Origin of the sequence: Altererythrobacter aquiaggeris (assembly GCF_037154015.1) — a bacterium.
Lineage (GTDB): Bacteria > Pseudomonadota > Alphaproteobacteria > Sphingomonadales > Sphingomonadaceae > Aestuarierythrobacter > Aestuarierythrobacter aquiaggeris.
The window spans coordinates 904,587-924,640 of sequence record NZ_JBANRL010000001.1; the positions used below are offsets into that span (position 1 = coordinate 904,587).

Here is a 20,054-nt window from a genome sequence, read left to right on the forward strand (position 1 = left end):
TGCAGCGGTAAAGGGCAACGCACAATGGCGCAGGATTTGATGCAAGTGAACGATGTCGCCGCCGGAATCATCTGGCAGGCCGAACATGCGGCGAAAGCTGGCGCGCAGGGCACAGCCCGCATCGTACTGGCCCAATTACCGCTGATCCGCGGAAGTACGGCAACCGGAGCGCGAATGCGCGATTGGCCGGGTAATGTGGTCGAGGACGCGCTACCCTTGCGGCTCACCGGCGGATTGCACAATTTGCTGCTGACCGAAACGGATGATGCGTTGCAGCCGGTGTATAGCGGACAGATCACCGATCAGGCGGAAATTGACCGGATCGTGGCTGATATGGTGCAGCGCCATGATGCGCGATTAATGCCGTGGCTTGATGGCCCGCCGCAAACCAATGAAGCGGGCCGGTCTGCCAGCATCATGGCCGGGCTGATGTGGCTGTCAGGCAAGGTGGGACCGCGGTTTGAAATGAACGAATTGGGATCGAGCGCCGGGGTGAACACCATGATGGAACGCTTTGCCTTCGATCTGGGCGGCGTGAAGGCCGGCGTTTGCGGCTCGGCCATGAACATCACGCCCGATTGGCGCGGCGCGCCGCCGCCGGACAATCCGGTGGATATCGTCTCGATACAAGGCTGCGATCTGATGCCGATCGACTTGTCGCAACCTGAAATGGGCTTGCGGCTGAAAAGTTACGTTTGGCCCGAAGTCACCGGGCGGATCGCGCGGATCGACGCCGCGATAGGGTTAGCCAGCGAAAAGCGCCCGGACGTAGTGAAAATGGACGCAGGAGAATGGACCGCGCAGCGATTGGCCGCACCGCAGACGCGCGGCGTCAGCCGTGTCCTGTTCCATTCGATCGTATGGCAATATATTCCGGCCAATATCCGTGCCGGGATCGAAACTGCGATGGCGCAGGCCGGAAGCAGGGCGACGATGGCGTCTCCGCTGGCGTGGGTGGCACTTGAAACCAACCGCGAAACATTTCGCCATGAATTGACGGTGCGATACTGGCCCGGCGGCGAGCAACCGGCGCTGCTCGGCTGCGCGCATCCGCACGGCGCATGGGTAGAATGGTTCGGTGATTAGCCCCTATGGCGATCCAGAAACGCCTCCATCGCAGTGTTCACCTGATCGGGGGCTGCCCAGGGGACGAAGTGTCCGCAATCGGGCACCTTTACCAAGGTCAGGTCAGCGACAAATTCGTCCAGACCTTCGATATTGGCGGCAGGTAGGGCAAGGTCCTCCATCGCCCAGATAACCAGGGTCGGAATTTCCAGCCTGGGCAAGGCAGGCGCGGTGTAGTCAGACGGTAACTCGAACGGTGCATCCATCGGCGGCACGACCAGCGGCGTCGCGCGGTACCAGTTCAGCATCCCGAACGCTGCATCGCGGTCCTGCCAGTCTTCCAGCAAGGCTTCGCGTTCCGCAGGCTCCATCGCGGTGGGCCGGTCCCATTTCACTACCTTCAGTAAAAGTGCCGTCAGTCCGTGTTCGCGGATAAGCTCGTCATTCGCGGAATCGCGAAATGCGCGCATATACTGGCTCGATTCGCGCTGTCCCTTGTCGGTGTAGAGCAATTTCGAAAAGATAACCGGGTGCGGCGCGTTGGCGATGACAGCGCCCGTAACGCGGCCGGTCATTTGCCCCGCCAATGCGGTTCCCCACGCGATTGCGCCGCCCCAGTCATGGCCCACGATCGTGAACTTGTCGGCGCCGAGCGCATCGGCCAGCTGGAAGATATCACCGATCAGTTTGTCAGGCGTGTAACTTTCGGCGTCCTGCGGCCTGGACGACCCGCGATATCCGCGCTGGTCAGGGGCGATACACCGGTAACGGTCTGAAAAATACCTGATCTGGTGGCGCCATGTGCGGTGGCTTTCGGGAAATCCGTGCAGAAAAATCAATACCGGACCGTCTTTCGGTCCCACATCCAGCACATCCAGTTCGATACCGCTGGCCAGCGTAACCCGGGTTTGCGGCGCCTTCATCACATCAGCCATCAGTCCTGCGCCTCCATTTTCTCGATATATCCGTCGGCAACCATTGCGGCAATCTGGTCAAACATCTGGTCGGGCGTGCGCCGCGCCTCGCCCATTGCCAGCTCAAATCCGCGCGCGACGATGATTTCGCGCTGCCCGGCTTCGATCCCGCTGATTATTTCTGCCGCGGCTTCATCCGCCGGGATACCGTTATCAATCGCGCGGTCGCTCATGCCGCGCCGCTCACCTTTGGCGTTGAGCGCGTTGCGCGAAACATTGGTGGCCACCGAACCCGGCGCGACAACGTGAACATCGACGCCCTTGACCGAAAGTTCGCCGCGCAAGGCATCGGCATATCCGATCAGCCCGTGTTTGGCGGCGCAATAGGCAGTCCGCAGCGGCACGCCGACCTTGCCCGCGATCGATGACATGAATACCAGCCTGCCGCTGCCGCGCTGTGCCATATGCGGCAGCAATGCCTGTGTCAGCGCGATGGGCGCGAGCAAATCGATATCCACGATGTCCTGATAGACTTGCATTGGCGTTTGGATGGCCTGCGAGCGCTGCGAAATACCCGCATTGTTGACGAACATATCGACATTTCCGGTCCATGCGATCGCCTGATCCGCAGCGGCTGACCGTGCATCCTGGTCTCGCACTTCAAATGGCAGCACCAGCGACGCAGTGTCAATTTCATCGGCCACGTGTCGCAATCGCGCCTCGTCCCGGCCCGACAGGACCAGTTTTGCGCCTTTGCCGCTCAGTTCTATTGCCAGCGCATGGCCAATGCCGCTGCTTGCGCCCGTGATCCAGATCGTTTGACCTTCAAAGCTCATGGATAACTCACTGTTTTGGGTTGGCCCGGAATCGGGATGAATTCTTCGCTATCGCCCGGTACCGTGGGAAAACGAGCCGCTTGCCAGTCTTGTTTTGCCTGATCGATCCGCTCGCGGCTGGAACTGACAAAATTCCACCATGCGTGGCGTTTGGTGGCAAATGCTTCGCCGCCCAGCAGCATCACACGGCCGCCCTCGCGCGAAGTCAGCTGCATCGGCACGCCCGGAGCAAGCACTGTGAGCGTGTAAAGTTCAAGATCGATACCATCCAGCGTTGCCGCGCCGCCAACCAGCATCACCGCGCGTTCGTCGGCCCCGGCATCGATCGGTATCGCGCCGCTACCCGCCAGGACAATCTCGGCGTAAACTGTTTCGGCATGGGTCGTGGTTGGCGCGGTCTTGCCCCACAAGGTTCCCATGATGACGTGGGCTTTGGCACAGCGGTCCTCCACCAGAGGGATATCGGTCACAGCTTCGAAGGCAGGGTCGATCTCCTCCTGTCCATCAGGTAGCGCCAGCCACGTCTGCATCCCGTAAAGCCGCGGTCCGGATGCACGTTCGGCCGCGGGGCTGCGTTCTGAATGGACAATTCCGCGCCCCGCGGTCATCAAATTGACCTGACCGGGGCGAATGGTCGAAAACGTGCCAAGACTGTCGCGGTGGTCAATTGCCCCCTCGAACAGCCACGTTACCGTCGATAAATTGATATGCGGGTGAGGGCGGACATCCATACCATTGCCGATATCAAGCCGGGCAGGACCAAATTCGTCCACAAAGATAAATGGGCCGACCATGGTTCGTTCGCGCTTGGGCAACACGCGGCGGACTTTGAAATCACCAAGGTCGTGCGTTGTCGGGGCGATGGTCTGGATTATGCTCATGCTGCGTCTTCGGGCGCGCTCGCTTTGATTGCAAGGGCATGGACCCGGTCGCCGGGAATATCGCCAAGCGCCGCATTGATCATCCGCTGTCGCTGCAGCCTGCTTTGCCCCGTGAAGGCTGCGGATTCGATGACAATCGTGAAATGCGATGAACCGCTGCCATCATCGCCCGCATGGCCGTGATGGGCAGCGCTGTCGTTTATAACGTCCAGCCGCGCGGGCGAAAATGTCTCGCGCAGCAGGGATTCCATTTCTTCGGCAATTCCGGTCACAAGTTTACTCCGCTTCGGGGGTTCCCTTATCACGTGGGCATCCCCATTCTAAAGAACAATGAAACAATCCAGATTTCACGGGCGCCATGATCCCGAAGGCAGGCTTTGCGAGCGGCCGGGCTGCCGCGAGGGCGGTGAATTTCGCGCACCCGGCGGGCGCGGGCCGGGCTTTGACGGTCCGGGAAACTGGCGCTGGTACTGCCTCGATCATGTGCGCGAATTCAACGCCGGCTACGACTGGTTCGAAGGGATGGAGGCGGACGAGATTATCGCAGCCCAGTCACCCACTGCCGGCTGGGAAACCGAAACGCGCGCATTCAAACCCGATGCCGGGATCGACGGTATGCCGAACTGGGCCAATTTCAAGGATCCGCTTGACGCGATCGGAGCGCGTTCCGCGAACATCAGGCGCCAGGCGTCAAACGGCGCCACGCGCGCCACCAGGGGCCGCTTTGCGCCAGAAGAAATCAAGGCGCTCGACGTATTGGGGCTTGGCAATCAAATCGATCGCACCGAGCTGCGTAAGCGATACGCGGAACTGGTCCGGCGCTATCACCCGGATCGCAATGGCGGCGACCGCAGCTACGAAGCGCGGCTGGGCCGCGTTGTCGAAGCCTATAGTTTACTCAAGGTAAGCCGGGCTCTGGCTTAGCCGCCTTTGCGAGCGGCTTCGGTCTTCGCAATGTCGATTTTGGTCATTTCCATCATCGCCGCCATCACGCGGTTTTGAACTTCCGGTTGGGGATCGCGTATCCCTTCCATCAGTGCCCGCGGGACGATTTGCCAGTGTAAACCGAACTTGTCGCGGCACCGGCTGCACACATCGGGCTCTGCGCCATCAGCTATCTGTTTGCGCGTCCTCGATCAGTTTCATGTCGATGGATTTCGCCGCCTTATAGGCTTCCCTGCCGCGCAGGCGCTCGGCATATGCAGTGAATTCCGGGCGCGTCGGGAGGCTGCTGAATTGTAGCCCCCAGTCGACCTGACTGCCGACATAGACATCCGCCATGGTGAAGCGGTCTCCGCAGACATAATCTGCCTGCGAAACCAGCATCGCGAGCATTTCGACAGTGCGATCATAATTACCGAAACCCGCCATCATCTCGCGATTTGCAGGAACCTCCCATGCCATGCTTTTTGCCACAACAGCCTGCTCGACAGGACCTGAAGCAAAGAACATCGCACGGTAATAGTCGGCCCGCTCGTGATCGCGGGGTGCCAGCGCTCCGCCGCGTTCGGTATCACCCAGATATGCACAGATCGCCGCCGCTTCGGATATAACGTGCACATGGTCGCCGTGATGGTGAACCAGCGTCGGGACTTTACCCATCGGATTGGCGTCGAATAGCGACTGCGGCTTTGCCTCCCAGTCAACAAGTTGTGTGTCATAGTCGGCCCCGGCCTCATGCAGCGCCCATCGCGCTATCTGTCCGCGGCTCATCGGATGGGTGAAGAATGTATAGTCGGACAAAGTCGCTCTCCTAGGTTTTCGGACCGACCAGTGCGAATCCCGCGCCTTGAGGATCCGTAGCGTTTAACTGGAATTCACCGCCCGGAATTTCGGTTGGCTCCAAGGTTATGTGTCCACCATTCGCCTTGATGGTTGCCAACGCCTTATCGATATTGCGCACGCGGAAGTAATAGGTCCAAGCGCTTACCGGCATTTCGTCGGGTTTGGCCATCACAGCGCCGATCATTCCTGGGCCATGGTGGAAGAACTGGTACGCGCCCATCGGGCCCATATCCATTTCGCCTTCCTGCTTCCAGCCAAACTGTTTGGTGTAGAATTCGACAGCGCCGGGCTGATCGCTGGTCGCAAGCTCGTTCCACGCGCAATGACCCAACTTGGGTTCAGTAGAGGCGAATGCGGTGCTGGGCGCCTCGCTGGTGCCGTGCATGATGTAGATCATTGCTCCTTGAGCATCGGCAACAAAGGCCATTCGCCCTACGCCCGTAATTTCCCACGGTTCGCGGTGAACTTTGCCGCCTGCCTTAGCTATAGAAGCGGCGGCGCCGTCGACATCGTCGACGTTGAGATAGCCGAGCCACGCGGGACGCGCGCCGTTTGCAGTCATCTCACCGGATAACGGCATGATTCCGCCAACACCACCATCGCTACCCGTAATCATCCGATAATCCATGTCGTCGCGCTGCTCGAACGACCAGTCGAGCACTTTACCGTAGAAATCTTGCGCCGCATCGGCATCAGAAGTCAGTAGTTCATACCAAACGAAATTTCCGTGTTGGTCGGACATGAGTGTGCTCCTGTTTTCCAAGTTTAAGCGAGCTCGCCAGCGGTATCGAAGATCGGCGCGAAGCCCGAGAAGATCATCCGCTTTCCATCCATCGGCATTTCGCCCATTTCTTCAAATCGCGGGTCGTTCTCCATTTTAACATAGGCCTCGTCGCGCGTTTCCCTGTCGGGATATTCCATCCAGCTGAACACGACCGTTTCGCCGTCTTTGGCATCAACTGCGCGATAGAAATCGGTTTGCTTACCTCGCATCAGATCGTCGCCCCAGCACTCAACCATGCGGGTCACGCCGATATCTTTAAAGAGTGGCGCCGCTTTTTTCGTGAATGCCAGATACTCGTCCTTTTTGTCAGACGGCACGGGTGCCAAAAATCCTTCAATGTAAGGCATGATTTCCCCTATCATCGTTATCCGAATCGAGATTGCTTGGACAAGAATGAAACAATGAGTTACAAAAAGCAACTGTGAAGTTACTAAAAGAAACCAATCAAGCAACTCAGCTTCACGGACGCTGGTATGATGACGCCTGCGGAACAGCTTTTGCCTTGGAAGTGATCGGCGAGCGTTGGTCGTTACTGATCGTTCGCGAATTGATGCTCGGTGGGCGGCGCTTTTCCGATTTGCGCCGAAGTCTGCCTGGTATCAGTGCGAAAGTACTGACCGAGAGGCTGGAGAATCTCGAACGGTCCGCTGTACTCATCCGGCGCATCGAGCCACCCCCAGCGTCGGTCCGGCTCTACGAGTTGACCGAATGGGGTTATGAGGCTGAAGGTATGTTGCAGGAGATGGGCCGGTGGGCCGCACGCTCGCCGCTACACGATCCAACCATGCCGTTGTCTTCGGTCTCGCTGATGCTGTCGATGCGGACGATGTTTGACCGCGAGGCCGCGACAGAATTCTCAGGAATTATTGGTTTCATTGTCGGGGAAGACCATTTCTTGGCCGAAGTCGGACATGGCGAGCTGAATATTCGGCGGAGTAATTCTGTAGAGGATGCGAAAGCCGTATTCGCTACACCGTCTGCGCCAGTGATCGCCGCCGCATTTTTTAGCGGGCAGCCTCTCTCCGAGTTTGAGGGCTCGGCGGGTTTGCAAATTATCGGCGACCGCACATTGGCGCAGCGCTATTCCGATATGCTGGAGCTGCCTGCCAAGATCGCTTGATCAATTTTGCCGAAAGGCCCAGCGCAGGGTTCCGGCCATCACGCCGGTGGCAAGCCGTGCAGGCGCGGCGCGAATGACCGATTGGTCCAGGCCGAGCTTGTTTTTTGCAAACCGGGGCAGCAGGTCAACCGCCGCTGTGCCCAGCATCCTTTGCACCGCCAGCGGGGTTCCGGGCGTGCGTTCGGAAAGCACCAGATCGGCAATTTCGCGTGTTGCATCCGTCACGCTCAGCTTGGGGCGCATATCCTGAATGAACTGCTGCGCCCCGCGCCTTGTCTCAGGCACGGGGTGTGCGCCCAATGCGTGGGCAATCTCGGCAAATTGGCGGAAATATTCATCCTGGTGGCTGCGCGGCATGGCTGGTTTGGCGTAGCGGATATAAGCATCGAGAAAGCTCGTCGCCTCGCACGCATGGACCCATGCGAGTATTTCCGGATCTGTGGCAGCATAGCGCGATCCATCTGGCAGGGTTCCGCCGACCGCAGCATGGATTCGGTTCACGCGCTCGATCGCCTTGGCAGCATCGTTACGGTCGCCAAAGGTCGTAACCGCAATAAACCGTGCAGTGCGCCGCAGCCGGCCAAGCATATCATGGCGGAAATCGGAATGATCGAGCACGCCCTGCAATGCGCCGGGATGCAACATCTGGAGGAGCAATGCCGACATCCCGCCGGCCATCATCCCGACGACATCGGCATGGACCATTCTGATCGGCGTGTCCTTGGCAAACAGCGCATTGTCCGACAGGCCGACAGGCTGCTGACCGTTCTTCTGATCGTTGAACACGGCCCTTACCGACTGGATCAACTGTTTACGGATGAATTCGGATGGGGAGGGTGCGGCCATGTTACGGTGGACATACACACGATCAGTGGCTTGCAGCAACGCGTTTGCCAAGCTAACCGCTCCTGTGATGAACGACATGACCAATAGCAGCCACGGCGAAAAGACCGTATTACCAGCACCGGACACCGAAATTTCGGTACGCGAAACCTTTGGTATAGATATCGATATGAAGGTTCCGGCCTTCTCGAAAGCCGACAGCCGGGTGCCTGATCTGGACGAAGGATATGTCTTCGATCCCGACACGACATTGGCGATTCTGGCCGGTTTTGCCTTCAATCGGCGGGTGATGGTCCAGGGTTATCACGGAACGGGTAAATCGACGCATATCGAACAGGTCGCAGCGCGGTTGAACTGGCCGACAGTGCGGATCAATCTGGATGCGCATATCAGCCGGATCGATCTGGTCGGGCGCGATGCCATCGTGCTGCGTGACGGGTTGCAGGTTACCGAATTTCGGGAAGGTCTGCTGCCATGGGCGTTGCAGACGCCGACCGCGCTGGTGTTCGATGAATATGATGCGGGGCGTCCCGATGTGATGTTCGTCATCCAGCGTGTACTGGAAACCGAAGGCAAGCTGACGCTGCTCGATCAGAACCGCGTAATCCGGCCCGATCCGCATTTCCGCCTGTTCGCCACGGCCAACACGGTCGGCCTTGGCGACACCAGCGGACTTTATCACGGGACGCAGGCGATCAACCAGGGGCAGATGGACCGCTGGAATATCGTGGTCGGGCTGAACTATCTGGCGGAGGAAACCGAGCAGAAAATCGTCGCGGCCAAATCTCCCGACACATCGAATGACGATATTACGAAGATGGTGCGGGTGGCGGAACTGACCCGCCAGGGCTTTATCAGTGGCGATATCTCGACTGTGATGAGCCCGCGCACCGTTATCACCTGGGCGCAGAATGCGGGCATCTTCAAAGACATCGGCTTCGCATTCCGGCTCAGCTTCCTGAACAAATGCGACGAAGCCGAGCGGATGCTGGTGGCAGAATATTATCAGCGCGTGTTCGGCGTTGATTTGCCTGAAAGCGTTGTCGGCAAGGCGTAACGCCTTGTAGCCGGGTTTCCGGTTACGTCCGCAATGCCGAGCATTTGCCGGAAACGATCACAAGCAGGGAAGGAAAGGCCAAGGTATGGTGCGCGCGGTAATTCGCAAACCGTTCACAAATGTGGTCCTCGCCCCCATGCTGGGTAAGATCGAGCGGCGGGAACCCCCGACCCGCCCGTTTGCCCGTATATCTCCAAGCAACCCCGTAAGTCCCCCGGAATGCCGGGCAACCTGCGATAGGAGACCGGCATTCCGCAGCGAATTAATGCGACGGGCGTTAGATATTCACTTCATGAGCTGATATTGCGGATATCAGGGAACGACAAGATATTTTTCGCCGGTCGCCTTGGCGTCATAATCCTGCGCCGCCTGTTTAGTCAGCATCTCGTCAAGATTTACGCGCGCCTTATAGCTGCTTGCGAAAGTCGTGGTGATATTGTTCAGCACGCGTTCCTGCATTTGCCGGATTTTTTCCTGACCGGCGCTGGCGAGGAACGGTGTGAGCAGCCAGCCTGAAAGATCCCACGCGAAACCGTATCCCGGCATCAGCGTCATCGGCGCGACGTTAAGCACCCCGTAAACATACATCCGTTTTTGCTGGGTCGAACCGTAACGGCTATATTCCTGCGTAGCCGAGGCGACCGCTTCCATCGCGGTAAAGACATCATTGACCATCGTTCCGCCATAGATCGGATCGAACCCGATATAAGCGCCGGTTTCTTCGATCGCGCTCATCAGCTGTTTCATGAAATCATCATCCGACGAATTGACCACGTGCTTCGCGCCGATACCCTTCAGCAAATCAACCTGTTCCTGCTTGCGGACGATATTGACGATTTCAAAGCCGTCTTCCTGACAGATCTTGTTGAGCATTTGCCCAAGGTTTGATGCTGCCGCCGAATGGATAATTGCCTTGTGCCCCTCGCGGCGCGCAGTCTCGACAAAGCCCAGTGCGGTCATCGGATTTACAAAAGCAGATGCCCCCTGTTCAGGCGTGACATCATCGCCCAGCGGCATACACATCCGCGCATCGGCGATGACGTGGGTGGCAAACATTTCGCCCGTGACGCAGGCGACCTTCTTGCCCAGCATCGCCTGCGCTTCTTCGCCCGCTGCGATAATTATGCCCGCGCCCTCATTGCCCGCAGGCAAGGCATCGCCAACCCGGTTGGCCATCCGCTTGACCGAGCCCGGCGGCATTTCGGCGACAATCTTGCCCGGCGAATATCGGGCATTTTCAAGGTCTGCGCCTGGCATCAGCAGGCCAAGGTCCGACGGATTTATCGGCGCAGCTTCGACGCGAACTACTACCTGATGGCCTGTCGGATCTGGCAGTTCATGTCCCGCAACTTCAACGGTGATCGTGTTGTCTGATCCCAGAGTGGTTAGAATACGGCGTGTCGAAGTCGGCATGAAATTCTCCAGAAATGGACCGGAACCGGATATGCGGTCTTTTGCTTACCTTAAGTAAGGCCCCTAAGTGCGGCCCCTAAGTGCTACTTTGCAACTCATCTGACAAGGCCCGTGAATGACAATGGCCGCGAATGACAAGGGCCGCGCAATTTCGCTGCTTCCGACCAACCGCCAGACTTTACCGACAGACGTGCTGGATTGGGCGGACCCGATCTGCCAAAAGCCGGAAAGTTTAGGGGACTTTTATGCGTTACAGAAATCTTACCAGCGCAATCGCGCTTGCTGCACTTGCCACACTCCCGGCAGCGGTGCTGGCAAATGACGGACACGGCCCGATGGCCGGCCATGATGCGGCCCATTCTTCTGGCCATTCTTCTGACCATGCTCCTGGCCATTCGCCGGATCAGGTTGCCGCCCAGATCAACGGTGCGGATCGGGCGCGGCTGGAGGCCAATGTCCGTTTTCTGGCCGACGACTCACTCGAAGGGCGCGAAACCGGGACGACCGGTTATGAACTCGCTGCAGGCTATGTGGCGGGACAGCTTGCCGCGATGGGAGTGGCGCCCGGCGGCGAAAACGGCACCTATTTCCAAACAGTGCCGCTGATTGTCGGCAAATCTACTGGCGCGCAGGGATCTGTTCTTGAACTCGGCGGCAAAGATTTGCCCACCGGCCTGACCTTTGGTGACGACTTCGTCACGTACGGCAAGGTTGGCAGCGGCGCCGGCGAAGTTGAAGGCGATCTGGTATTCGTAAGTTACGGCTTTGCGGCTGACGGTTACGAGCGCGATGATTTTGCCGGGGTTGATCTGAACGGCAAGATTGCCGTCGTCTTGCGCGGTTCACATTCTGACATGAATTCGGAAGAGCAGGCGCATTTCCGCTCGACGATGAATGAACGTTTGTCCGAACGCGGCGCTATCGCGACAATCATGCTGTTTACACCAAAATCCTCCGCACAGTTTCCGTTTTCAGCCGTAAAACGGTTTGTCTCCGGTTCCACTTCGATGGATTGGCGCACTGCGGATGGCAAGGTATTCTCAAGCTCTCCCAATATCATGGCTTCGGCAATCGTCAGCCCTGAACTGTCCGAGAAGCTGTTTGCCGGTCAACCGGTGACCTGGGATCAGCTTGTCGAATTCGAAAGCGGCGAAAGTGACACGATACAAAGCTTCGACATGGGGATTTCCGCGAAAATCGCCTGGGATAATACCAGCGAACTTAGCGAGAGCCGCAATGTGCTGGGCTTCATCCCGGGGACGGACCCCGCCTTGAAGGATGAAATCGTGATCGTGACTGCGCATCTCGATCATACCGGCAAAGATGATGATCACGGCACGGCTGCCGAAGACGGCGCGGAAGGCGAAGTGAAAGACGGTATCAACAACGGCGCGATGGACAACGCCACCGGCACCGCATCGATGCTGGAGGTTGCCCGTCTTTTGGCGGCCAAACCTGCCCGCCGTCCGGTGCTGGTTGTGGCGCTTACTGCGGAGGAAAAAGGCCTCGTCGGGTCTGATTACATGGCGCGCAATCCGCTACCCATGGGGGGCAAGCCGGTTGCAAATATCAATCTGGACATGCCCATCGTGACATACGAGCTTATGGATGTGGTTGCGTTTGGCGCGGAACGCACCACGATGATCGGCCCGATCACGCAGGCGGTCGAGAAAGCCGGAATGAAACTCAGCCCCGATCCGATTCCCGAACAGGGCCTGTTTACCCGCAGTGATCAATACAGTTTCGTCCAGCAGGGCGTACCCTCGCTGTTTCTGGTTACCGGCCACGCCAACGGAGGTCGGGAAGCGCAATCAGAATTTCTCGGCAAACATTATCACAAACCGTCCGATGAAGTCGGATTGGTCGATTTCCAGCAACTGAAACGGTTCGCCGATGTCAACCACGACATCACCCGATCGGTCGCCGATATGGAGCAGCGCCCGGTCTGGTTGAAAGGCGATTTCTTCGGCAGGGCTTTTGGCGGCGAAATGCAGGAATAATCTGCAAGTGCGTCAGCTTTCGGGATAATGCGCCGCGACGAAATAAAGCCCTTGCGGCGGGGCATTGAGGCCAAGTTCGTGCCGGTCTTTTGCGGCAAGGGCTTGGCCCATTCGTTTGCTGTCCCAGGTCCCTTGACCCACCAGCGAGAGACAGCCCACCATCGAGCGTACCTGATGATGGAGGAAACTGCGCGCATCGGCTTCGATAGTTATCAGTTCGCCCTCACGCCGGACATCCAGCCGGTCAAGGGTCTTGACCGGATCTGCCGATTGGCAATGGGCGGAACGGAAGGTTGTGAAATCATGCCGGCCCACAAGTAACTGCGCCGCGTCGTGCATGGCGAAATGGTCCAGAGGTTTGGCTATTTGCCAGGCCCGGCCCGCTTCGATTGCCAGCGGCGCCCGCCGGTTGACTATTCGGTAAATATAACTGCGGCCGATGCATGAAAAACGTGCGTGCCAATCATCGGCAACTTCGGCGCACTGCGTCACCGCCACAGGATGTGGACGCATTTTGGCATTGAGCGCTGCCATCAGCCGGAAAGGTTCGAAAGACTTGGCGATGTCGATATGCGCGCGCATCGCAATCGCGTGGACACCCGAATCCGTACGGCCCGCGGCGTGCATTCGCACATCTTCGCCGGTGACGGCCTTGGCGGCATCTTCGACCGTTTGTTGCACGGTCAGCCCGTGGTCCTGCCGCTGAAGGCCCACGAACGGCGTGCCGTCAAATTCCAGAGTGAGCGCGAAGCGTGTCACTGTACAGGCGTGCCCGGCGCCACCGGTTTGCCGCGCAGGAATTCTGCTGCATCCATAACCGGCTTGCCTGCGCGTTGAATGCGGGTTGGCCTGATTGCAGCGGCTCCGCAGGCGATTGTCAGCCGGTCGTCCAGGGTCGTGCCTGCGTACCCTGCAGCTTCGACGATGTCTGCTGCCAACACTTTCATCCGTTCGCCGTCCAGACTGAACCATGCACCGGGGAAGGGGGCAAAAGCCCTGACCTGCCGTTCGACCAGTTGCGCGTCCTGCGTAAAGTCGATTTTCGCCTCGGCCTTATCGATCTTGGGCGCGTGGCTGGCATCCTTGCCATCTTGCGCGACTTTGGTGAGCATCGGCAGATCGATCAGCGTTCCCACCATCAACTGCGCGCCTATCTCGGCCAGTTCTTCGGTCAGTTCGCCGGCGGTCTTGTCGTCGATCGGGGTGCGCGCCGTGGCCAGCATGGGGCCGGTATCAAGCCCCGCTTCCATCTGCATGATCGTGATTCCGGTCACCGGATCCCCCGCCAGGATCGATCGCTGTATCGGTGCCGCCCCGCGCCAAGCCGGGAGCAGCGAGGCGTGAACGTTCAGGCAGCCGTGCCGGGGTATATCCAGCACGGCTTGCGGCAGGATCATTCCATAGGCGGCCACAACGGCAATATCGGGCTCAAACGCTGCAAATTCGGCCTGCACTTCCGCGCTTTTAAGACTGGTCGGTGATCTGACTTCTATCCCGCGAATTTCCGCTTCGATCTGCACCGCTGACGGCTGCACTTTTTTGCCCCTGCCGGCACGGCGCGGCGGCTGGGTATAGGCGGCCACCACCGTATGACCTGCCTCGTGCAAGGCGGCGAGGGTGGGGACTGCAAAATCGGGCGTCCCCATGAAGATGATACGCATGTCGTTCGCGGCCTTCCTAAATCGGGTTGCAACCCCTATCTGCGGGGGCATGGCATCGCAAGAGATCGAAACACTCGCCGCTGCATTGGCACGGCTGCCCGGTTTGGGACCGCGCTCTGCCCGGCGCGCGGTTCTGTGGCTGGTGAAAAAGCGGGAAACCGCGCTGCCCGCCATGATCGAGGCGTTGGGCGCGGTGCGTGATAATCTGGTGGAATGCACCACCTGCGGCAATGTGGACACGCGCGATCCGTGCGGCATTTGCAGCGACCACCGGCGCGATGCCAAATCGCTTTGCGTGGTGGAAGATGTCGCTGATCTGTGGGCGCTTGACCGGGCCAAACTGTTCACCGGGAAATATCATGTGCTGGGCGGCAGATTATCTGCGCTGGACGGTGTTCGCCCCGAAGATCTCTCGATTGACCTGCTGATCGGCAGAGTGGCGGCGGGCGGCTTCGACGAAGTGGTCCTCGCCATGAATGCGACGCTCGAAGGCCAGACCACCGCGCACTATATTGCCGAACGCCTGGAAGACCGCCCTGTGCGGATTACCCAGCTGGCGCATGGATTGCCCGTCGGCGGCGAGCTTGATTATCTTGATGAAGGCACACTGGCACAGGCGCTGAGAGCGCGGCGACCGGTTTAGCGATACAGCGTTGCGAAATCGCCAAACGCACACTATCTGACCCCATTATGGCTATCCGCGAAATTCTCGAAGTTCCCGATCCACGGCTCAAAACCGTTTCCGCACCCGTCGATACGTTCGACGGCGAGCTCAGGACGCTCGTCGATGACATGTTTGAAACGATGTATGATGCACCCGGCATCGGCCTCGCCGCCATTCAGGTCGGTGTACCGCAACGTGTGCTGGTTATCGATTTGCAGGAACCTGACACGGATGCGGAGCCGGAGGAATGCGGCCATGATCACGGAGACGGGGAAGGTTCGCACAAACATTATCCGGTGAAAAACGACCCGCGGGTTTTCATCAATCCCGAAATTCTTGACCCGGCGGAAGAGCTGGCGACATACCAGGAAGGCTGCCTGTCAGTCCCCGAAATCTATGCCGATGTTGACCGCCCGGCAAGGTGCCGCGTCCGCTATCAGGATCTGGACGGCAAGGTTCACGAGGAAGATCTGGATGGTCTGATGGCAACCTGCATCCAGCACGAAATGGATCACCTCGAAGGTGTCTTGTTCATCGACCATTTGAGCCGTCTGAAGAAACAGATGGCGCTCAAAAAGCTCGACAAGCTGCGCAAGGCAGCCTGACGAGCCCGGAGATCGGGGCCTAGCCTTCGTTTTCCATCAATTCGAGCGCCTTGCGGCAATCATCGGCACACTCGCGGCACATTTTGGCGCAGCGTCTGCAATGCGGATTGTCATGTTTGCCGCATTCCTGCTCGCACGTTTCACACGCTTCGATACAGGCTGCCAGCATCGTTTTGATAACCGCGACATTGCCGCCGGTCCGGCGTGTTGCCACGCGGTAAGTGGCGGTGCAGATGTCGCTGCAATCGCTGCAGGTGCGGATACATTGCGACATATCCCCGTCTTCGCCGCTGCACGCATCGGCGCAGCTATTGCAGATCGCCGCGCAATACATCGCATATTTCACTGCTTGCGAAAGTTGCTCGTCATAGCCTTCCTTACTGACATGGGGGTGCTCGGAAATCATTTTCTTGATAGACATCGGGGTTCCTTTCGCCTGATTACCAAATAAGCGATCGAGAGCGGGGGATTGTTCCGGAATGGTCGGAAACAGGGCTTCCCCGCGCCCCCTGTTCCGACTATGTTCCAAAAATGGAATTGACTGGAATACTCGTCGCATTGGGGGCTCTGATCTTAGGGGCGGCCGCTGGCTATTTCTTCGGCACCCGCCCTCTCGCTGATCTGAAGGCGCGGCATGGGGAGCGCGACTCCGAAGCGCGCAAGCTTGCCGAAGTTGTCGCGCGAATGGCCCCCGAATTGGCCACGATGAGCGAGCGTGCTGCGCGGGCCGATAGCCTGGCGGAAAATCTCGACCGGACGCGCGAAGAACTGACCACACTCAAGACTCAGGCCGCTGGTTTCGAGGAGCAGAAGCGGGCGCTGATTGAAACGCGCGAGCAATTGTTGAAGGAATTCCAGAACACCGGCGCGGCTGTATTGGGCAAGGCGCAGGAAGCATTTCTGGCGCGGGCGAGCGAGAAATTCGGCGACAGCGAAAAGACCAATAAAGCCGCGGTTGCTGCGCTGCTCGAACCCGTCAACCAGCGGCTCAAGAGCTATGAAGACCAGGTGACAAGCCTTGAAAAGCAACGGGTTGATTCGTTCGGCCAGCTGACCGGTCTGATCGAGAATATGCGGCTGGGACAGGAGGAAGTCCGCCGCGAAGCGCAGCGGCTTGGGAATTCGCTCACGAACGCTCCCAAGGCCCGTGGGCGGTGGGGAGAACGGGCACTGCAAAATGTTCTGGAGCAATGCGGGCTGTCGCAGCACACGGACTTCAATCTTGAACAATCCATCGACACCGAAGATGGCCGGCTGCGGCCTGATGCCATCGTCAATGTGCCCGGACAGAAGAAACTGATTATCGACGCGAAAGTATCGCTCAACGCGTATCAGGAAGCGTTTGAAGCTGACGACGATGATGTGCGAAAACTGGCACTTGCGGCCCATGCAAAATCGATGCGCAACCATGTCCAGCAACTCGGCGCCAAAAGTTACCAGAGCCAGTTTGAAGAAGCGCCCGACTACGTCGTGATGTTTGTTCCGGGCGAACATTTCGTATCGGCTGCGCTGGAGTCTGATCCGGAACTGTGGGATTTCGCATTCCAGAACGGCGTGTTGTTGGCCAGTCCGACAAATCTGGTGGCGATTGCCCGCACAATCGCGCAGGTTTGGCGGCAGGACCAACTGGCCGATGAAGCCCGCGAAATCGGCCGGGCCGGGGCTGAACTGTACAGCCGGCTCGAAACCGCTTCGCAGCATCTGAAACGGGTTGGTTCGGGCCTTGAAACCGCGGTGGGCAATTATAACAAGTTTGTCGGCAGTTTCGAACGCAATGTCCTGTCATCGGGCAGGCGCCTGGCTGACAAGGGGATCGAGATCGGCAAGCGCGAAATTGAAGACGTTCCGCTGGTCGAAAGCACCCCGCGCTACACTGCAAAAGACGCGGAAGACACGCCTCAGCTCGAAGACGGCTCCAGCATAGCCAAAGCTTCGTAAGCCAATACTGCGGCGGCCATTGCAGCGTTCAGGCTGTCTGCCCGTCCCAGCATCGGCATGGTAACGCGCAGGTCGCATTCGCTCTCGTAATTTTCAGGCAGGCCGCGCGATTCGTTGCCCACCATCAGGAAACACGGCGCCGCATACGCCGCGCCGCGATAGGGGACAGCATCGCGCAGGGATGCGGCGACCAGCTGGCCATTTGCGTTTCGCAACCATGGCAGGAAATCGTTCCAGCTGGCTTGCGCGATTTTTTGCGTGAAGACCGCGCCCATGCTGGCCCGCACTGCTTCCGAACTGAACGGGTCGGCGCAATCATCGATCAGGATCAATCCGCCCGCGCCAACCGCATCGCCGGTTCGCAGCATGGTGCCCAGATTGCCAGGATCGCGCAATGCCTGCGCCACCAGCCAGATGTCAGCTGCACCGCGATCTACCGAGCCAAGTGAGGTATCGAATTCTTCAAACACCCCGAGGACGGCCTGCGGGTTATCTTTGCCGGTAATCTTGCCGAGAATATCTGGCCCGGTTTCGATAATCTCGCCGCCCGCATCAGTGACCGCGTTTTCAAGTGCGGTCAGCAGCGGGTGGGGATCGCGCTTGTCCGCCATCACCAGCATTTCTGGCAGCCGGCCGCTTTCCCGCGCATCGGTTAGCAATCGCAGTCCCTCGGCCAGAAATTGGCCCTCGCGCTTGCGGTGTTTCTTGTCGCGCAGGCTGCGGAGATATTTTACCGTCGGATTGGAAAAGCCGGTAATTATGCGGCGCATCGCCGGGTCACCCTAATCTTCGCCAAACCGGTCGATTATAAGGCCGCTCAGCTTGGTCAGGACCGCTTCGCTATCGGGGCCTTCGACAATCAGCTCGACACTGTCGCCCTTGGCCGCACCCAGCATCATCAGCCCCAATATCGAGCCCCCGGCCGCTTCGTTACCGTCTTTTGCGACGCGGACGTCATGACCATCGGGCAGTTGGCTGACAATGTTGACGAACTTGGCGCTTGCCCGCGCGTGCAGCCCGCGTTGGTTGGTGATTTCCACCATTTTCCGCGCTTCGGTCATGTTGCCTTGCAGTCTTCGGCCAGAAATTGCGATGCGACAGTGATATAATTGCGGCCCGCATCGCGCGCGGCGCAAACCGTGTCTTTGACCGACATCGTTTTTCGCGCCGACGCGAGCCGGATCAACATCGGTAGATTGATCCCTGCAATGACTTCGATCCTGCCTGCATCGAGCAGCGATATTGCCAGATTGCTGGGAGTGCCGCCAAACAGGTCGGTCAGGATGATCGCACCGTCGCCGCTATCCACCTCGGCAATCGCGTTCGCGATTTCTTCCCGTCGCTGTTCCATATCGTCCTTGGGACCGATGCAAACTGTCGCGATCGCCTTCTGCTTGCCCACGACGTGTTCCATCGCACCGACGAATTCTTCAGCCAACCGGCCATGCGTAACGAGAATAATACCGATCATGCTGTGAGCCAATGGCTGAGACGAGAGATGGTTTCCATAAGCAAGTGCGGCATTGTCATCATGATTGTTGCGAACCTTCGATCTGGTCTTCTGCGCGCGATGCCAGATTGCGGTGGAGTACGGTGGGCGAAAAGCCTGCCTCGCGCAAGCCGAGCGCTATTTCTTCAGCAGTGAAAACCGAACGGTGGCGCCCGCCGGTGCAGCCAAAAGCGATATGGACATAGCTTTTGCCCTGAGCTTCGTAACGCGGCAATAGCAACAACAGCAGATCGGAAATCTGGTTCAGGGCAGGGGCAAAGGCGATGTCTTTGCGAATGTGGTCCGCGACTGCAGGATCCTTGCCCGTCTGTTCCCGCAAACCGTCGATCCAATGCGGGTTGTCGAGGAAGCGCATATCGAAAACCAGATCTGAAACCGGCGGCATACCCCGAGCAAAACCGAAACTCGAAACCGTCACGACCATTTCGGCAGGCGCGCTGTCAGCGAACCGTTCGCGTATTTCCTGCTGTAAATCGTTGGCTGCAAATCCGCTCGTATCGATCACCGCATCTGCCCACCGGCGGAGCGGTTCAAGCAGTTCCCGTTCGGCCGCAATACCCGCCATCAGCGGCCGGCCTTGCGCCAGCGGATGTCTGCGGCGCGTCTCGTTGTAACGCCGCTCCAGTTCGGCTGAATTGCAATCCAGAAACAGGGTGGCGATTGAAATGTCGCTGCGGCCCGCCAGTCTTTTGACCCGCCGGATTATGTTATCCGGGGCAAAGCCGCGCGTGCGCGTGTCGAAACCGATGGCTAGCGGCGGACGGATCCCATCATCAGGCGCATCTGTCCCCAGCATCCGGTCGAGCAGGCGTATCGGGAAATTGTCGATGGCTTCCCAGCCCAGATCTTCCAACACCCGCAACGCGGTGGTTTTCCCCGCGCCAGAAGTGCCGGTAACCAGCAGGATGCGTTGTTTTCCATCTGCCGGAACAGCAGAATCCTTATCGGGCGAATCGTCTGACATTGGCCGCGCGTTGT

24 protein-coding genes are annotated in these 20,054 nt (G+C 58.7%); 8 read left to right on the forward strand and 16 right to left on the reverse strand.

Annotated features, from left to right (window positions below; genetic code table 11):
• Positions 1 to 24 precede the first annotated feature (24 nt).
• Positions 25 to 1,086: a DUF2332 domain-containing protein gene (locus WFP06_RS04340; RefSeq protein WP_336986014.1), complete on the forward strand. Its 1,062-nt coding sequence runs from the start codon at positions 25 to 27 to the stop codon at positions 1,084 to 1,086.
• Here WFP06_RS04340 and WFP06_RS04345 read toward each other — a convergent pair.
• The 4 genes from WFP06_RS04345 to WFP06_RS04360 are packed head-to-tail and all read right to left on the reverse strand — an operon-like array spanning position 1,083 to position 3,947.
• A complete protein-coding gene (locus tag WFP06_RS04345; protein ID WP_336986015.1) occupies positions 1,083 to 2,000 on the reverse strand; it encodes an alpha/beta fold hydrolase in 918 nt (305 codons plus the stop codon). The genes WFP06_RS04340 and WFP06_RS04345 overlap by 4 nt on opposite strands.
• Positions 2,000 to 2,815 (reverse strand): SDR family NAD(P)-dependent oxidoreductase, encoded by an 816-nt coding sequence (locus WFP06_RS04350; RefSeq protein WP_336986016.1) that lies wholly within the window; start codon positions 2,813 to 2,815, stop codon positions 2,000 to 2,002. Before WFP06_RS04350 ends, WFP06_RS04345 begins: the two co-directional genes overlap by 1 nt.
• Positions 2,812 to 3,696 (reverse strand): pirin family protein, encoded by an 885-nt coding sequence (locus WFP06_RS04355; protein WP_336986017.1) that lies wholly within the window; start codon positions 3,694 to 3,696, stop codon positions 2,812 to 2,814. The genes WFP06_RS04350 and WFP06_RS04355 overlap by 4 nt, the downstream gene beginning before the upstream one ends.
• Positions 3,693 to 3,947, reverse strand: coding sequence for a BolA family protein (locus WFP06_RS04360; RefSeq protein ID WP_419716238.1), 255 nt, complete (start codon positions 3,945 to 3,947; stop codon positions 3,693 to 3,695). The genes WFP06_RS04355 and WFP06_RS04360 overlap by 4 nt, the downstream gene beginning before the upstream one ends.
• Positions 3,948 to 4,026: 79 nt before the next feature.
• Between WFP06_RS04360 and WFP06_RS04365 the strand changes: the two genes are divergently transcribed.
• Positions 4,027 to 4,620 carry a J domain-containing protein gene (locus tag WFP06_RS04365; protein WP_336986019.1) on the forward strand — a complete coding sequence of 198 codons (594 nt, stop codon included), beginning with the start codon at positions 4,027 to 4,029 and terminating at the stop codon, positions 4,618 to 4,620.
• Positions 4,621 to 4,806: 186 nt separating this feature from the next.
• Here WFP06_RS04365 and WFP06_RS04370 read toward each other — a convergent pair whose 3' ends face one another.
• The 3 genes from WFP06_RS04370 to WFP06_RS04380 are packed head-to-tail and all read right to left on the reverse strand — an operon-like array spanning position 4,807 to position 6,612.
• Positions 4,807 to 5,439, reverse strand: a complete 633-nt coding sequence (locus tag WFP06_RS04370; RefSeq protein ID WP_336986020.1) for a glutathione S-transferase family protein — start codon at positions 5,437 to 5,439, stop codon at positions 4,807 to 4,809.
• A 10-nt stretch (positions 5,440 to 5,449) separates the two neighbouring features.
• Positions 5,450 to 6,223, reverse strand: coding sequence for a VOC family protein (locus WFP06_RS04375; protein WP_336986021.1), 774 nt, complete (start codon positions 6,221 to 6,223; stop codon positions 5,450 to 5,452).
• A gap of 23 nt (positions 6,224 to 6,246) precedes the next feature.
• Entirely contained in the window at positions 6,247 to 6,612 is a 366-nt protein-coding gene (locus tag WFP06_RS04380) for a DUF1428 domain-containing protein (RefSeq protein WP_336986022.1), read from the reverse strand.
• 74 nt (positions 6,613 to 6,686) lie between these two features.
• Between WFP06_RS04380 and WFP06_RS04385 the strand changes: the two genes are divergently transcribed.
• Positions 6,687 to 7,385 (forward strand): winged helix-turn-helix transcriptional regulator, encoded by a 699-nt coding sequence (locus tag WFP06_RS04385; RefSeq protein ID WP_336986023.1) that lies wholly within the window; start codon positions 6,687 to 6,689, stop codon positions 7,383 to 7,385.
• Here the strand turns inward: WFP06_RS04385 and WFP06_RS04390 are convergent, their stop codons facing one another.
• The gene (locus tag WFP06_RS04390; RefSeq protein WP_336986024.1) at positions 7,386 to 8,282 is read right to left on the reverse strand and encodes an oxygenase MpaB family protein; all 897 of its coding nucleotides are present in this window, start codon (positions 8,280 to 8,282) and stop codon (positions 7,386 to 7,388) included.
• A gap of 16 nt (positions 8,283 to 8,298) precedes the next feature.
• On the opposite strand from WFP06_RS04390, the gene cobS reads away from it, so the two are divergent.
• A complete protein-coding gene (cobS, locus tag WFP06_RS04395) occupies positions 8,299 to 9,285 on the forward strand; it encodes a cobaltochelatase subunit CobS (protein ID WP_336986025.1) in 987 nt (328 codons plus the stop codon).
• A 312-nt stretch (positions 9,286 to 9,597) separates the two neighbouring features.
• On the opposite strand, the gene WFP06_RS04400 is transcribed toward cobS, so the two are convergent.
• Positions 9,598 to 10,698: a zinc-binding dehydrogenase gene (locus WFP06_RS04400; protein ID WP_336986026.1), complete on the reverse strand. Its 1,101-nt coding sequence runs from the start codon at positions 10,696 to 10,698 to the stop codon at positions 9,598 to 9,600.
• Positions 10,699 to 10,943: 245 nt separating this feature from the next.
• On the opposite strand from WFP06_RS04400, the gene WFP06_RS04405 reads away from it, so the two are divergent.
• Complete coding sequence (locus tag WFP06_RS04405; protein WP_336986027.1) at positions 10,944 to 12,698, forward strand: M28 family peptidase; 1,755 nt, start codon at positions 10,944 to 10,946, stop codon at positions 12,696 to 12,698.
• A 12-nt stretch (positions 12,699 to 12,710) separates the two neighbouring features.
• Here WFP06_RS04405 and truA read toward each other — a convergent pair whose 3' ends face one another.
• Together truA and fmt are read right to left on the reverse strand one after the other, a co-directional pair.
• On the reverse strand, positions 12,711 to 13,457 hold the full coding sequence (truA, locus tag WFP06_RS04410) for a tRNA pseudouridine(38-40) synthase TruA (protein ID WP_336986028.1): 747 nt from the start codon (positions 13,455 to 13,457) through the stop codon (positions 12,711 to 12,713).
• On the reverse strand, positions 13,454 to 14,359 hold the full coding sequence (gene fmt / locus WFP06_RS04415; RefSeq protein WP_336986029.1) for a methionyl-tRNA formyltransferase: 906 nt from the start codon (positions 14,357 to 14,359) through the stop codon (positions 13,454 to 13,456). The genes truA and fmt overlap by 4 nt, the downstream gene beginning before the upstream one ends.
• 49 nt (positions 14,360 to 14,408) lie before the next feature.
• On the opposite strand from fmt, the gene recR reads away from it, so the two are divergent.
• Both recR and def read left to right on the forward strand, forming a co-directional pair.
• Positions 14,409 to 15,002, forward strand: coding sequence for a recombination mediator RecR (recR, locus tag WFP06_RS04420; protein WP_336986030.1), 594 nt, complete (start codon positions 14,409 to 14,411; stop codon positions 15,000 to 15,002).
• A gap of 47 nt (positions 15,003 to 15,049) precedes the next feature.
• Positions 15,050 to 15,628 carry a peptide deformylase gene (gene def / locus WFP06_RS04425; protein ID WP_336986031.1) on the forward strand — a complete coding sequence of 193 codons (579 nt, stop codon included), beginning with the start codon at positions 15,050 to 15,052 and terminating at the stop codon, positions 15,626 to 15,628.
• A 19-nt stretch (positions 15,629 to 15,647) separates the two neighbouring features.
• On the opposite strand, the gene WFP06_RS04430 is transcribed toward def, so the two are convergent.
• Entirely contained in the window at positions 15,648 to 16,049 is a 402-nt protein-coding gene (locus WFP06_RS04430) for a four-helix bundle copper-binding protein (protein WP_336986032.1), read from the reverse strand.
• 110 nt (positions 16,050 to 16,159) lie between these two features.
• Between WFP06_RS04430 and WFP06_RS04435 the strand changes: the two genes are divergently transcribed.
• Positions 16,160 to 17,566, forward strand: a complete 1,407-nt coding sequence (locus tag WFP06_RS04435; RefSeq protein WP_336986033.1) for a DNA recombination protein RmuC — start codon at positions 16,160 to 16,162, stop codon at positions 17,564 to 17,566.
• Here the strand turns inward: WFP06_RS04435 and WFP06_RS04440 are convergent.
• From WFP06_RS04440 to rapZ, 4 genes are read right to left on the reverse strand one after another with little or no spacing between them, the layout of a single operon-like run.
• Entirely contained in the window at positions 17,527 to 18,336 is an 810-nt protein-coding gene (locus WFP06_RS04440; protein WP_336986034.1) for a TrmH family RNA methyltransferase, read from the reverse strand. The two genes, WFP06_RS04435 and WFP06_RS04440, sit on opposite strands and share 40 nt — an antisense overlap.
• Before the next feature lie 12 nt (positions 18,337 to 18,348).
• Complete coding sequence (locus WFP06_RS04445; protein WP_336986035.1) at positions 18,349 to 18,627, reverse strand: HPr family phosphocarrier protein; 279 nt, start codon at positions 18,625 to 18,627, stop codon at positions 18,349 to 18,351.
• Complete coding sequence (locus WFP06_RS04450; RefSeq protein WP_336986036.1) at positions 18,624 to 19,037, reverse strand: PTS sugar transporter subunit IIA; 414 nt, start codon at positions 19,035 to 19,037, stop codon at positions 18,624 to 18,626. The genes WFP06_RS04445 and WFP06_RS04450 overlap by 4 nt, the downstream gene beginning before the upstream one ends.
• Positions 19,038 to 19,095: 58 nt before the next feature.
• Positions 19,096 to 20,040, reverse strand: coding sequence for an RNase adapter RapZ (rapZ, locus tag WFP06_RS04455; protein WP_336986037.1), 945 nt, complete (start codon positions 20,038 to 20,040; stop codon positions 19,096 to 19,098).
• Positions 20,041 to 20,054: the final 14 nt, after the last annotated feature.

Coding starts and splice junctions, on each gene's coding strand:
- WFP06_RS04355 (WP_336986017.1), bottom strand. CDS start 3,696: ATGAGCATAATCCAGACCATCGCCCCGACAACGCACGACCTTGGTGAT.
- WFP06_RS04340 (WP_336986014.1), top strand. CDS start 25: ATGGCGCAGGATTTGATGCAAGTGAACGATGTCGCCGCCGGAATCATC.
- WFP06_RS04345 (WP_336986015.1), bottom strand. CDS start 2,000: ATGGCTGATGTGATGAAGGCGCCGCAAACCCGGGTTACGCTGGCCAGC.
- fmt (WP_336986029.1), bottom strand. CDS start 14,359: ATGCGTATCATCTTCATGGGGACGCCCGATTTTGCAGTCCCCACCCTC.
- recR (WP_336986030.1), top strand. CDS start 14,409: ATGGCATCGCAAGAGATCGAAACACTCGCCGCTGCATTGGCACGGCTG.
- WFP06_RS04360 (WP_419716238.1), bottom strand. CDS start 3,947: ATGGAATCCCTGCTGCGCGAGACATTTTCGCCCGCGCGGCTGGACGTT.
- def (WP_336986031.1), top strand. CDS start 15,050: ATGGCTATCCGCGAAATTCTCGAAGTTCCCGATCCACGGCTCAAAACC.
- WFP06_RS04375 (WP_336986021.1), bottom strand. CDS start 6,223: ATGTCCGACCAACACGGAAATTTCGTTTGGTATGAACTACTGACTTCT.
- cobS (WP_336986025.1), top strand. CDS start 8,299: ATGAACGACATGACCAATAGCAGCCACGGCGAAAAGACCGTATTACCA.
- WFP06_RS04380 (WP_336986022.1), bottom strand. CDS start 6,612: ATGCCTTACATTGAAGGATTTTTGGCACCCGTGCCGTCTGACAAAAAG.
- WFP06_RS04435 (WP_336986033.1), top strand. CDS start 16,160: ATGGAATTGACTGGAATACTCGTCGCATTGGGGGCTCTGATCTTAGGG.
- WFP06_RS04400 (WP_336986026.1), bottom strand. CDS start 10,698: ATGCCGACTTCGACACGCCGTATTCTAACCACTCTGGGATCAGACAAC.
- WFP06_RS04405 (WP_336986027.1), top strand. CDS start 10,944: ATGCGTTACAGAAATCTTACCAGCGCAATCGCGCTTGCTGCACTTGCC.
- WFP06_RS04440 (WP_336986034.1), bottom strand. CDS start 18,336: ATGCGCCGCATAATTACCGGCTTTTCCAATCCGACGGTAAAATATCTC.
- WFP06_RS04450 (WP_336986036.1), bottom strand. CDS start 19,037: ATGATCGGTATTATTCTCGTTACGCATGGCCGGTTGGCTGAAGAATTC.
- WFP06_RS04430 (WP_336986032.1), bottom strand. CDS start 16,049: ATGTCTATCAAGAAAATGATTTCCGAGCACCCCCATGTCAGTAAGGAA.
- WFP06_RS04365 (WP_336986019.1), top strand. CDS start 4,027: ATGAAACAATCCAGATTTCACGGGCGCCATGATCCCGAAGGCAGGCTT.
- WFP06_RS04445 (WP_336986035.1), bottom strand. CDS start 18,627: ATGACCGAAGCGCGGAAAATGGTGGAAATCACCAACCAACGCGGGCTG.
- WFP06_RS04350 (WP_336986016.1), bottom strand. CDS start 2,815: ATGAGCTTTGAAGGTCAAACGATCTGGATCACGGGCGCAAGCAGCGGC.
- rapZ (WP_336986037.1), bottom strand. CDS start 20,040: ATGTCAGACGATTCGCCCGATAAGGATTCTGCTGTTCCGGCAGATGGA.